The organism is Streptomyces sp. NPDC050560, from assembly GCF_044457285.1.
Classification (GTDB): domain Bacteria; phylum Actinomycetota; class Actinomycetes; order Streptomycetales; family Streptomycetaceae; genus Streptomyces.
The window spans coordinates 283,279-294,227 of the sequence record NZ_JBITGT010000010.1; the positions used below are offsets into that span (position 1 = coordinate 283,279).

Genomic DNA, 10,949 nt, shown 5'->3' on the forward strand with positions numbered 1-10,949 from the left:
GGAGGGGCGGCCGGGAGGGTGGCGGAGCGCGGGGCTCATCTGGGCACCAACTGGAAGCGTGAGCCGTCCTGTTCGATGCCGCCGTGCCTCGGCAGATGGAGCCGGAAGGAGATGTGCGCGGGGCGGTAGCGGCTGGTCACCGCCAGCACCGTAGCGCCCCTGTCGTCGGTGACCGTGCCGTTCATCACGAACACCGGGGCGCCCGGTGGCTCGCACAGCAGCCCCGCCACGCGCGCGTCGAGCCGGGAGACGTCCAGCAGGAAGCTTCCTCCTCCGAGGGAGACCGCGAACTGCTGCTCCAGCACGGAGTAGACGGAGACCGCGTTCAGATCGAGGTCGCGCAGGCCCGCGAAGCGCGGGAAGGGCAGGTGCAACTCCTCGAAGGCGACCGGTTCGCCGTCGGCCCTGCGCACCCGGTCGATCCTCAGCAGCCGCTGCACCCCCGGCGGGAACGTCGCCCCCGCGGGCGCCCCGCGCACATCGGTCTCCGCGACCGCGACCACGTCGGACGAGGGGCGTCTGCCCTCGGCGAGCATCTGCTCGGTGAAGCCGACGAGTTGGGAGAGCGGGTAGTCGGAGCGGCGCACCTTGACGAAGGTGCCGCGGCCCGAGGTGCGATACACCAGGCCGTCCCGCACGAGCCGCGCCACGGCCTGCCGTACCGTCCCCCTGCTGACCTGTAACTGGGTGGCCAGATCCACCTCGCGCGGCAGCATCTCCTCCTGGGAGAGGTGCGCGGCCATGATCAGGCGGCGCAGCTCTCGGTAGATCTGCTCGTGCAGGGGAACGGCGCTGCTCCGGTCCAGGCTGATCGCTGCGAACATGCTCTGATGCAGAGCCACCGGCGTCATATGTTCAATCTTACGGGCGGTGACCGCACGGTGACAGGGCCGGGGTTGGGTTCCGGCCAGTCGACGGCCGCGCCCCCGCGGACCGGTACGCGCCCGGCGCCCCCGTGAGCGGCGCCGAAGCCCGCGCGCGTGCCCCGGGACCCCCCGGTCACCCACCCCGGGGCACGCGCGCACCCCCCGTCGCTCAGGCCCCTGAGCGCTCCAGGATGCGCTGCGCCACCCGTACCGAGTCCACCAGCGGGTGCAGCGCGAGCGCGCGCAGCGCGGCCGTGCGGGAGCCGGTCACCGCTGCCTCGATGGCGGCGCGCTCCACCGCCTTGACCGAGAGCATGAGCCCCAGTTGGTCGGGGGCGACGGCGGTCGGTGCGAGCGGGCGCGCGCCCGCCGCGTCCACCAGGCAGGGCACCTCGATGACCGCGTCCGCGTCGAGCGCGGGCACCGCCGTGCGGTTGGGGACGTTGAGGATCAGCGTGCCGCGCTCGCCGCGCGCGATCGCCCGCATCAGGGTCAGCGCCACCTGGTCGTAGCCGCCGCCGTCGAGGTCGCAACTGTCGCGCTCCCAACCGCCCGAGGCGGCCCGGCTCTCGGCCATGTAGGTCTCCTCGCGCTCCCTGCGGGTGCTCTCCCACGCCTCGAACTCCCCGCCCTCGCCGAGCCCGTCGTAGAACCTGCTCTGCTGCTCGCGCAGGAACTCGCCGCGGGTGGCGGCGGCGCCGCGCACCGAGGCCACCGCCTCCCGGTTGAAGTAGTAGTAGTGCAGGTACTCGTTGGGCAGCGCGCCCAGCGTCCGCAGCCAGTCGGCGCCGAACAGCTTGCCCTCCTCGAAGGACTCCAGGCGGGCCGGGTCGCCGAGCAGTTCCGGCAGCCGGTCGCGGCCCGCCACCGTGAGGTGCCGCAGCCAGCCGAGGTGGTTGAGGCCCACGTAGTCGTAGTCGGCGGTGTCCGGGTCCACGCCGAGCGCGCGCGCCGCCCGGCGGCAGAGGCCGACGGGGGAGTCGCAGATGCCGATCACCCGCTCGCCGAGGCCCCGTTCGCGCAGGACCCGGCCCATGGCCTCGGTGACCATCCCCGCGGGGTTGGTGAAGTTGATGACCCAGGCGTCCGGGGCCACCGCGGCGATACGCTCCGCGATCCTGATCGCCACCGGCAGCGTACGCAGCCCGTACAGCACCCCGCCCGCGCCCACCGTCTCCTGGCCGAGCACCCCCTCGTCCAGCGGGACCCGCTCGTCGCGGGTGCGGCCTTCGAGGCCGCCGACGCGGATCGCGGAGAACACGAAGTCCGCGCCGCACAGCGCCTCGTCGAGGTCGGTGGTGGCGCGCACCGCGGGTCCCGGGCCGCCGCCCGCCTCGCGCTGCCTGGCCAGCACCCTGCCGATCGCGTCGAGACGGCCGCGGTCGGTGTCGTGCAGCACCAGTTCCGTGCAGACCCCGGCGCTGTCGCCGGTGGCCGCGGCGCGGGCCGCGTCGTCGAGCAGCGCGCGGTGCACCAGCGGCACCCTGAACCCGCCGCCGCCCAGCACAGTGAGCCTCATCCCTGAACAACCTCCACTCCGGCTTCGCGGAACACAGCGAGGGTGGCCGGGTCCGACGCCTCGTTGGTGACCAGTACATCCAGCTCCCCGGTGCCGCAGACGCGGGCGTTGCCGGTCCCCGGGAACTTCTTCGCCGTCGCCAGCAGGACGACCTGCCGGGCCGCCGACAGCATCGCCCGCTTCACCGGCACCTCCACGTCGGTGGTGTCGAGCACCTGCCCGCCGGGCAGCACCCCGCTCGCGCCCAGGAAGAGCCGGTCGGCCTGGATCTGGGCCAGCGCCGACTGGGTCAAGTACCCGACGAGCGAGCGGTAGTTGGGCCTGACCTGGCCGCCGAGCAGCACCATGGTGATCCCCGTGTCGTCACGCAGCTCCTCGTACACCGCGAGGTTGCTCGTGACCACCGTCAGCTCCCTGCCGTGCAGCAGCCTGGCGAGCTGGAGGGTGGTGGTGCCGATGTCGAGGAGCACCGTCTCGCCGTCCCTGACGAGGGCCGCGGCGCGGCGCGCGACCGCCTCGCGGGCGGCCCGGTCCTCGACCTCCTCCTCGGCGAACGGCCGCTCGGCGGGGCCGCGGGCCACCGCGCCGCCGTAGACCCGGGTCAGCAGCCCCGCCTCGCTGAGGTCGGTGAGATCGCGGCGCGCGGTGGCCTCGCTGATCTCCAGACGCCTCGCGACCTCCCTGATCGGGAGCACCCCCTCGGCACGGAGGATGCGCAGCAGCGCCTCGTGACGGGTCTCTCGCAACATGGTCCGCAATCTAACCCGGATGACCGACTGTGCGCGAGTATGAGCGAGGTATTGCAATCTGGCGCGCTTCGGTGCAGGGTTTCGCTCACACAGGGGGCTTTTCGGCCACGCGGCCGCGGCAGCGCGACAAGCCGGGAAGCCGAGCACGTCACGTACACCGAGCACACCGGCGCCCGCCGGGCACACCCGCCGCACGGCGCACGCCGGGGCGGCCGGGGCCCGGAGCACGGCAGCCGGCAGGGCACGGAAGGGGAGCGGCAGTGAGCATGACGGGGAGCGCACGCCCGGCGCCGCTCCAGACACCCATGGACCCGCTGGCGGCGGTGCGCCATGAGGCGGCGGAGCCCCAGGACGTCTTTCTGACCGGCACCGTCTTCCTCGACATCATCTTCACGGGGCTCGACCACGGGCCCGTGCGCGGCACCGAGTCCTGGGCCCGCGGCATGGGTTCGAGCCCGGGCGGCATCGCCAACATGGCCACCGCGCTGCGCCGCCTCGGGCTGCGCACCTCGCTCGCCGCCACCTTCGGCGACGACGTCTACGGCGACTACTGCTGGGAGAGCCTCGCCGACGCGGAGGGCATCGACCTCTCGCCCTCCCACCGCGCCCCCGGCTGGCACTCCCCGGTCACCGTCTCGATGGCGTACGACGGCGACCGCACCATGGTCAGCCACGGCCACAAGGCCCCGGGCCCCGCGGTCCGCGTCGACGAGCGCCCGCGCTCGCGCGCCTGCATCACCTCCCTGTCGCCGGGACCCGTGGAGGACTGGGTGGTGGCGGCGCACGAGGAGGGCAGCAAGATCTTCGCCGACGTCGGCTGGGACGAGTCCGGCGTCTGGGACCGCGCCACCCTCGACGGGCTCGCGCGCTGCCTCGCCTTCCTGCCCAACGCCACCGAGGCGCAGCACTACACCCGCACCGACGACCCCGAGTCCGCGGTGCGCGCGCTGGCCGACCTGGTGCCGATCGCGGTCGTCACCAAGGGCGCGGGCGGCGCCGTCGCGATCGACTCCACCACGGGCGAGCGCGCCGACGTGCCCGCGCTGCCGGTGGAGTCGCTCGACCCGACGGGCGCGGGCGACGTGTTCGTCGCCGGGTTCACCACCGGCACCCTGGCCGGCTGGCCGCTGGCCGACCGGCTCGCCTTCGCCAACCTCACCGCGGCGCTCTCGGTCCAGCACTTCGGCGGCTCGCTCTCCGCACCTGGCTGGAGCGAGGTCGCGGCCTGGTGGCAGTATGCGACCCGGTGCGGAGGGCAGAGCGAGGACGTGATGCGCCGCTACGGCTTCCTCGACGACCTGCTGCCCGCGGGCACCGGGGCCCAGGCCCTGCGCAGGGCGACCCCGACCATCGGCTTCCGCGCACCGTGAGACCGTTCCCGCGCCGCCGTACGCCCGCAGCCGGGGGCAACGGCGCCGAAAGGAGACTCCCGACGATGAACTCCCACCGCCATCCGGTGGCCGCCAGGCGGCGGGCCGCCGCCGGGGCCGCGCTGGCCGCGGGCTGTGTGCTGCTCGCGACCGCCTGCGTACCGGGCACCGACGGGTCAGGGGCCACCGGGCCCGGCGGGACGAGCACCGCGGTGCCCGACCCGGCGAAGGCGGGCAAGGTCACCCTCACGGTGTGGGACCAGGAGATCCGCGGCGGGCAGAACGCCGAGATCCAGCGGCTCAACGCGGAGTTCGAGAAGGAGTACCCCAACGTCCGCATCAAGCGGGTCTCGCGCAGCTTCAGCGACCTCAAGACCACCCTGAAGCTCGCCATCTCGGGCAACAACCCGCCCGACGTCATCCAGGCCAACCAGGGCTACCCGGACATGGTCGCCTTCGTCCAGGCGGGCCTGCTCCAGCCCCTCGACAACTACGCAGGCATCTACGGCTGGAACACCCGCTACCCGAACACCCTGCTCAACCTGAACCGGGTCTCCGCCGACGGCACCAGCTTCGGCACCGGGCGGCTCTACGGCATCTCGCAGACCGGCGAGTACATCGGGGTCTACTACAACAAGGACGTCCTGAAGAAGGCGAAGGTCGCACTGCCCAGGACGTGGCCGGAACTCACCGCCGCCCTCCCGAAGCTGAAGGCCGCCGGGCAACTGCCCATCCAGTTCGGCAATCTCGACAAGTACCCGGCCATCCACACCTTCGGCGCCCTCGACGCCGCCGCCGGGGGCGGCCCCGGGAGCCGCGACAGCATCCTCGGACGCGGCAAGGGCTTCGACAACGAGGCGACCACCGAGGCCGCCCGCGCGCTCGCCGACTGGACGGCCAAGGGCTATCTGCCGAAGGGCGCCAACGGCACCGGATACGACGACGCCGCCAAGCAGTTCGCCTCCGGCAAGGGCGCCTTCCTCATCACCGGCACCTGGGAGCTGGCCGACCTGAAGAAGCCCATGGGCGACAAGCTCGGCATCATGCCCCCGCCGCCCGCCACCGCGGGCGGCAACCCCGTCACCACCGGGGGACAGGGCCTCGCCTGGTCCGTCACCTCCAAGACCAAGCACCCGGACGTGGCCGCCGCCTACCTCGACCACCTCACCGGCGCCCACGCCGCGAACGTGATGAGCCAGGAGGGCGTGCTGCCGATCATCCCCGGCTCCGAGGCCGCCACGCTGCCGAAGGACTCCGCCGACGGGCAGATGGTCGCGGGCTGGCAGGCACTCAACGCGCACGACGGGCTCGTCCCCTACCTCGACTACACCACCCCCACCTTCTACGACTTCCTCTCCGCGAAGCTCCAGGACGTCATCAGCGGCAAGCTCGACCCGGACCGGCTCGGACCCGACATGCAGAAGGAGTACGCCGCGTTCCTGGCGCAGCAGAAGAAGCGCGGCGGCGCCGAGGGCGGCGGCGCATGAGCACGGCGAAGACCCTGCCCGCGAAGGTGCGCGGCCGCTACCGCCGCAGATCGCCGGGCGAGCCGCGGCAGATCGGCTACCTCTACGTGCTGCCCGCGCTCGCCGTCTACGCCGTCTTCCTGCTCTTCCCCTTCGGCCAGACCGTCTGGCTCTCCCTGCTGCACTGGGACGGCCTGAGCGTCGCCACCTGGGCCGGGCTCGACAACTACGGCGACCTGTTCACCGATTCCTCGCTGCGCGCGCCGTTCCTGCACGCCCTGGTGCTGCTGCTGTTCTACGCGGCGCTCCCGGTGGTGATCGGGCTGCTGCTGGCGTCCGCGCTGACCCGCTTCCGGGTGCGCGGCATGACGTTCTGGCGGACCGTGCTCTTCCTGCCGCAGGTCCTCGCCATGATCGTCGTCGGCGTCACCTGGCGCTCGATCCTTTCCCCGGACGGGCTCCTCAACGACACCCTGCGGCTCGTCGGCCTCGACGGGTGGGCCAGGCCCTGGCTCGGCGACTCCGGGTGGGCGCTGCCCGCGGTCGGCGCGGTCGGCACCTGGGTGGAGACCGGCCTGTGCCTGGTGCTCTTCCTCGCCGGGGCGCAGCGCATCCCGCGCGAGCTGTACGAGGCGGCCCGTATCGACGGCGCGGGCGCGCTGCGGGAGTTCCTCACCGTCACCCTGCCGGGGCTGCGGCCCCAGACGGCGGTGGCGCTCACCCTCACCATCGTGGCCGGGCTGCGCAACTTCGACCTCATCTACATCACCACGAGCGGCGGCCCGGGGGACGCCACCTCGGTACCCGCGTACGAGGTCTACCACCGGGCGTTCGAACTCAGCGACGTCGGCTCCGCCGCCGCGATGGGGGTCGGGCTCACGGTGCTGATCTTCGTGCTGACCGTGGCGGTGTCGCGTCTGGTGGAGGGCCGAAACTCATGACAAGCCGTCTCGAACGCGGTGTCACCTACGTGATTTTGGCGCTGTTCGCCGTCGTCAGCCTCACCCCGGTGCTCGGCATCCTCTCCTCGGCGCTCGGCAGGCAGTCCTCGCTCAACACCGGCTTCTCCTGGCCGTCCTCGCTCAACTGGGGCAACTTCTCGGACGCCTGGAGCCAGGGCCACTTCGGCCGCTACCTCGGCAACTCGGTGCTGGTCACGGTGTGCGTGGTGGTCGGGGCCTCGGTGCTGTCGATCCTGGCCGCGTACGCCTTCGGGGTGATGCGCTTCCCCGGCTCGACCGTGCTGTTCTACCTCTTCGTGATCGGTCTGACGCTGCCCGAGGAGGCGCTGGTCGTCCCGCTCTACTTCGACCTGCGCGAGTGGGGGATGACGGACACCTACTGGGGCCTGATCCTGCCGCAGGGCGCCCAGTCGCTCGCCTTCGGGGTGTTCTGGATGCGCACCTACTTCCGGCAGAGCCCGCGCTCGGTGGTCGAGGCGGCCCGTATCGACGGCGCGTCGAGCTGGGGCACCCTGTGGCGGGTGCTGGTGCCGATGGGCAGGCCCGCCATCTCCACCATGGTCGTGATGCTGTTCATGTGGACCTGGAACGAGTTCCTGATGGCCCTGGTCATGGTCAGCGACGACGCCCACCGCACCGTCCCGCTCGGCCTCGCCTTCTTCCAGGGCCAGCACAGTTCGGACACCGCGCTCCTCGCGGCCGGCTCCGTGCTGATCGCGCTGCCCGTCGTGGTCGTCTACGTGGCCCTGCAACGCCGCTTCATCGCCGGGATGCTCACCGGGGCCGTGAAGGAGTAGCCGCCCGGGGCACGCGGACCGCGCATCCGGAGCGCCGCCGTGCCGGTGCGCGCGGCGGTCCCGGGGCCCGGCTCAGGCCGGGAGCAGCGGGTCGCCCCCGGCCGCCGCGGCCTCCGGCAGCCGCAGCCGCGCCGCCACGAGGGCCGCCTCGATGTCTCGGGTGCCGGTCGACACGCACAGGGTGTACGCGGTGTCGTCCAGCCGCCGCAGCGCCTCGGGCGAACCCTCCTCGGCGTACAGCGCGGTCAGCGACTCGTACCGCTCGATCAGGTTCCGCAGGACCGCGGGGTGGGCCAACAGCATCAGGGTCTCCTTGGGACAGCCGTGCGCCGGTCGTGGCCCCGGGGGTTCCCGGGTCCGTGCCTGGCGCCGTCGTACCGCCAGCATTCTCGTCCATAAGGTGCCTGCGTACGCCCGCGCCAAACCGCCTTGTTCTTCATTTCACATTCCCGGGGCCGCTCCCCGCCTCCCGCCCGCCCACCGCCGTACGCCGGTCCCGGGCGGCGGTGGACGGCCCCGTGACGGCCGGGGCGCCGGGGTCTATCGTCGGATTTCGGCCGCCACCGCACATCACCGCAGGGAGAGCCATGGACGCCGGTACCGATCCGCCCCGCGCGGCGCAGCACCCCGACGCCCCCCGGGAGGCCGGTACCGGGGCGGCGCTCGCCGAGCTTGCCGGGCTGCTGCCCGAGGGCGCCCTCGTCACCGACCCCGACGTGCTGGAGGCGCACCGCGGCGACCGGGCCCACTTCAGCACGCCCGGCGTCCCCGCCGCCCTGGTCAGGGCCCGCGGCACCGAGGACGTCTCCGCGGTGCTGCGGGTCGCCGCCCGCCACCGGGTGCCGGTGGTGCCGCAGGCCGCCCGCACGGGACTCGCGGGCGGCGCCAACGCCGTGGACGGCTGTGTGCTGCTCTCCGTCGAGCGGATGAACCGCATCCTCGACATCGACACCGTCGACCAGGTCGCCGTCGTCGAGGCCGGGGTCGTCAACGCCGAGTTCTCCCGCGCCGTCGCCCGGCACGGCCTGTTCTACCCGCCCGACCCCTCCTCCTGGGAGATGTCCACGCTCGGCGGCAACGCGGCCACGAACGCGGGCGGCCTGTGCTGCGTCAAGTACGGCGTCACCGGGGACTTCGTGCGCGGCATGACCGTCGTCCTGGCCGGGGGAGAGGTGCTGCACACCGGCCGCCGTACCGCCAAGGGCGTCGCCGGATACGACCTCACCCACCTCTTCGTCGGCTCCGAGGGCACCCTCGGGGTGATCACCGAGCTGGTGCTCGCGCTGCGCCCCGCCGCAGGCACCCCGCTCACCGCGGTCGGCTTCTTCCCCACCACCGCCGCGGCCTGCGCGGCCGTCAGCGACTACATGGCGGACGGCACGAGGCCCAGCCTCCTCGAACTGATGGACCGCCCCATCATCGACGTCGTCTCCTCCTACCGCGACCTCGGCTTCCCGCCCGACGCGGGCGCCGTGCTCATCGCCCAGTCCGACCGGGGCGACCTCGCGCCAGGCGACCTCAAGCGGTTCGCGGCGGCGGCCGAGCGGTGCGGCGGCGACACCCTCGTCTCCGGCGACCCCGCGGAGGCCGAGATGCTCCTCGCGGCCCGCCGCCTGGTGGGCACCGCGATGGAGAGCGTCGGGTCGTACCTCGCCGACGACGTGTGCGTGCCGCGCGGGCGGCTCGCCGAGCTGGTGGAGGGGGTCGCGGCGATCGCGGAGCGGCACGGGGTGCGCATCCCGTGCGTGGCGCACGCGGGCGACGGCAACCTCCACCCGCACGTGATGTTCGACCCGGCGGACGAGGAGGAGGCCGCCCGCGCCCACCGCGCCTTCGGCGCCGTCATGGACCTCGGCCTCGACCTCGGCGGCACCATCACCGGCGAGCACGGCGTGGGCAGCCTCAAGCGGGACTGGCTCGCCAAGGAACTCGGCCCCGTGGGGCTGCGCGTCCACCGGGACGTCAAGCGCGCCCTCGACCCGTACAACATCCTCAACCCGGGCAAGGTCGTCGACCTGCCCGGGTGACCCCCGGGGCCGCCGGGGGGGCTCAGCGCGCGGTGAGCGCGTACGCGGGCAGCGCCGCGTTGCCCCGCGAGCGGGCCAGCGCGCGCAGCACGTCGGCCTGGCTCTCCACCAGGTCCACCACCGCGGGCGGCACCCGGGGCCGCCAGTGCGGCGCGTCGAGCAGCGCGAGGCAGGCACCGACCTCCCAGTCCGCGTCCTGGAGGCCCGCCGTGTCCGCGCCCCGTACGCCGTCGGGCGTCCAGCCCGTGGCGGGCAGCAGCCGCAGCAGCGCCTCGCGGGAGAACGGGCTCCTGACGTTGCCGGTGCCGCGCACCCCGGCCGCCTCGACCTGCCCCTGGATCAGCACGGCCAGCAGATGTGGCAGTTGCGCCGGGGCGGTGGCGGTCAGGTCCCACTCGGCGAAGCAGAGCCGCCCGGCCCAGGGCCGCACCCTGGCCAGCGTCGCGGCCAGTACTTCGCGGGACGCGAAGTACCAGGAGCACTGTGACAGGACCACAGCGTCGAAGGCACTGTCAGGAAAGGAGACTGCGGGGTCCAGCACGTCGCAGCCGAAGCGGAATTCGAGCCGACCGCCCAGCGGACCGTCGCGCAGCCGCCGCGCGGAGGCGCCCAGGGTGACCGGCGCCCCGAACGACGGCTGCGCCACATCCACCCCGAGTACGCGCCCCGCGGGCCCGGTGGCCTCGGCCAGAACCGCCGTCATGTCCCCCTGGCCGCACCCCACTTCGAGCACCCGGGCGCCCTCCCGGAGGTCCCAGCCCGTCACGAGGCCCATCCGGAACCGGGTTTGGGCGAGCTGGACGTCCAAGTCCTCCTCGGCGGCGGCCATTTCACGCGCGACGGACTCGGCCCTCCCGGCGCTGTCCCCGGCCACGGCAACCCCTCCCGTCCACACTCCGCGACGCACCACGACCGGTTCGCCCGTTTTGGTGACGCCTGCTCCATTTGCGGGTGTCTGTGACGGATGCAACGCTGGAGGCACAGCCGTAGTAAGGAGATGATCTCATGATTACGGAGCGCACAGAGCCGCTAGAGGCGGCAGCTCTGGCCCCCGAGGTCGAGGAACTGCTGAACGCGGTCGAGCCGGACGGCGTCTTCCGGGACAGCAGGGAGTGCAAGAACGCGGCCGTCCTTCTTGGCGCCCTCGCGCTCGCGCCGCCCACCCCGCGCCCCAAGCCGGACCGCCGGTAAGG

Annotated in this window: 11 protein-coding genes; 6 read left to right on the top strand and 5 right to left on the bottom strand. The window is 73.2% G+C overall.

Going from position 1 to position 10,949, the window contains the following annotated elements:
* Positions 1-35: 35 nt before the first annotated feature.
* The 3 genes from ACIBIW_RS24310 to ACIBIW_RS24320 form a co-directional block, all read right to left on the bottom strand.
* A complete protein-coding gene (locus tag ACIBIW_RS24310) occupies positions 36-824 on the bottom strand; it encodes a GntR family transcriptional regulator (protein ID WP_399339107.1) in 789 nt (262 codons plus the stop codon).
* Positions 825-1,035: 211 nt separating this feature from the next.
* Positions 1,036-2,385: a 6-phospho-beta-glucosidase gene (locus ACIBIW_RS24315; protein ID WP_399339108.1), complete on the bottom strand. Its 1,350-nt coding sequence runs from the start codon at positions 2,383-2,385 to the stop codon at positions 1,036-1,038.
* Positions 2,382-3,134 (bottom strand): DeoR/GlpR family DNA-binding transcription regulator, encoded by a 753-nt coding sequence (locus ACIBIW_RS24320; RefSeq protein WP_399339109.1) that lies wholly within the window; start codon positions 3,132-3,134, stop codon positions 2,382-2,384. The genes ACIBIW_RS24315 and ACIBIW_RS24320 overlap by 4 nt, the downstream gene beginning before the upstream one ends.
* A 266-nt stretch (positions 3,135-3,400) precedes the next feature.
* On the opposite strand from ACIBIW_RS24320, the gene ACIBIW_RS24325 reads away from it, so the two are divergent.
* From ACIBIW_RS24325 to ACIBIW_RS24340, 4 genes are all read left to right on the top strand, one after another.
* A complete protein-coding gene (locus ACIBIW_RS24325) occupies positions 3,401-4,504 on the top strand; it encodes a carbohydrate kinase family protein (protein WP_399339110.1) in 1,104 nt (367 codons plus the stop codon).
* A 65-nt stretch (positions 4,505-4,569) separates the two neighbouring features.
* Positions 4,570-5,991 (top strand): extracellular solute-binding protein, encoded by a 1,422-nt coding sequence (locus tag ACIBIW_RS24330; RefSeq protein ID WP_399339111.1) that lies wholly within the window; start codon positions 4,570-4,572, stop codon positions 5,989-5,991.
* Complete coding sequence (locus tag ACIBIW_RS24335) at positions 5,988-6,911, top strand: carbohydrate ABC transporter permease (protein WP_399339112.1); 924 nt, start codon at positions 5,988-5,990, stop codon at positions 6,909-6,911. The genes ACIBIW_RS24330 and ACIBIW_RS24335 overlap by 4 nt, the downstream gene beginning before the upstream one ends.
* Positions 6,908-7,729 carry a carbohydrate ABC transporter permease gene (locus ACIBIW_RS24340; RefSeq protein ID WP_399339113.1) on the top strand — a complete coding sequence of 274 codons (822 nt, stop codon included), beginning with the start codon at positions 6,908-6,910 and terminating at the stop codon, positions 7,727-7,729. Before ACIBIW_RS24335 ends, ACIBIW_RS24340 begins: the two co-directional genes overlap by 4 nt.
* Before the next feature lie 72 nt (positions 7,730-7,801).
* On the opposite strand, the gene ACIBIW_RS24345 is transcribed toward ACIBIW_RS24340, so the two are convergent.
* Positions 7,802-8,032 carry a DUF5133 domain-containing protein gene (locus tag ACIBIW_RS24345; RefSeq protein ID WP_399339114.1) on the bottom strand — a complete coding sequence of 77 codons (231 nt, stop codon included), beginning with the start codon at positions 8,030-8,032 and terminating at the stop codon, positions 7,802-7,804.
* 284 nt (positions 8,033-8,316) lie between these two features.
* On the opposite strand from ACIBIW_RS24345, the gene ACIBIW_RS24350 reads away from it, so the two are divergent.
* Positions 8,317-9,756 (top strand): FAD-binding oxidoreductase, encoded by a 1,440-nt coding sequence (locus ACIBIW_RS24350; RefSeq protein ID WP_399339115.1) that lies wholly within the window; start codon positions 8,317-8,319, stop codon positions 9,754-9,756.
* A 22-nt stretch (positions 9,757-9,778) separates the two neighbouring features.
* On the opposite strand, the gene ACIBIW_RS24355 is transcribed toward ACIBIW_RS24350, so the two are convergent.
* Positions 9,779-10,585 (bottom strand): methyltransferase domain-containing protein, encoded by an 807-nt coding sequence (locus tag ACIBIW_RS24355; RefSeq protein WP_399339212.1) that lies wholly within the window; start codon positions 10,583-10,585, stop codon positions 9,779-9,781.
* 176 nt (positions 10,586-10,761) lie between these two features.
* Here ACIBIW_RS24355 and ACIBIW_RS24360 point away from each other — a divergent pair, with 176 nt between their 5' ends.
* The gene (locus ACIBIW_RS24360) at positions 10,762-10,947 is read left to right on the top strand and encodes a hypothetical protein (RefSeq protein ID WP_399339116.1); all 186 of its coding nucleotides are present in this window, start codon (positions 10,762-10,764) and stop codon (positions 10,945-10,947) included.
* The last annotated feature ends 2 nt before the right edge of the window (positions 10,948-10,949 follow it).

What these genes read in the sequence shown, in the direction of transcription:
- ACIBIW_RS24310 (WP_399339107.1), bottom strand. Translation starts at nt 824, where the DNA reads ATGTTCGCAGCGATCAGCCTGGACCGGAGCAGCGCCGTTCCCCTGCAC.
- ACIBIW_RS24315 (WP_399339108.1), bottom strand. Translation starts at nt 2,385, where the DNA reads ATGAGGCTCACTGTGCTGGGCGGCGGCGGGTTCAGGGTGCCGCTGGTG.
- ACIBIW_RS24320 (WP_399339109.1), bottom strand. Translation starts at nt 3,134, where the DNA reads ATGTTGCGAGAGACCCGTCACGAGGCGCTGCTGCGCATCCTCCGTGCC.
- ACIBIW_RS24325 (WP_399339110.1), top strand. Translation starts at nt 3,401, where the DNA reads ATGACGGGGAGCGCACGCCCGGCGCCGCTCCAGACACCCATGGACCCG.
- ACIBIW_RS24330 (WP_399339111.1), top strand. Translation starts at nt 4,570, where the DNA reads ATGAACTCCCACCGCCATCCGGTGGCCGCCAGGCGGCGGGCCGCCGCC.
- ACIBIW_RS24335 (WP_399339112.1), top strand. Translation starts at nt 5,988, where the DNA reads ATGAGCACGGCGAAGACCCTGCCCGCGAAGGTGCGCGGCCGCTACCGC.
- ACIBIW_RS24340 (WP_399339113.1), top strand. Translation starts at nt 6,908, where the DNA reads ATGACAAGCCGTCTCGAACGCGGTGTCACCTACGTGATTTTGGCGCTG.
- ACIBIW_RS24345 (WP_399339114.1), bottom strand. Translation starts at nt 8,032, where the DNA reads ATGCTGTTGGCCCACCCCGCGGTCCTGCGGAACCTGATCGAGCGGTAC.
- ACIBIW_RS24350 (WP_399339115.1), top strand. Translation starts at nt 8,317, where the DNA reads ATGGACGCCGGTACCGATCCGCCCCGCGCGGCGCAGCACCCCGACGCC.
- ACIBIW_RS24355 (WP_399339212.1), bottom strand. Translation starts at nt 10,585, where the DNA reads ATGGCCGCCGCCGAGGAGGACTTGGACGTCCAGCTCGCCCAAACCCGG.
- ACIBIW_RS24360 (WP_399339116.1), top strand. Translation starts at nt 10,762, where the DNA reads ATGATTACGGAGCGCACAGAGCCGCTAGAGGCGGCAGCTCTGGCCCCC.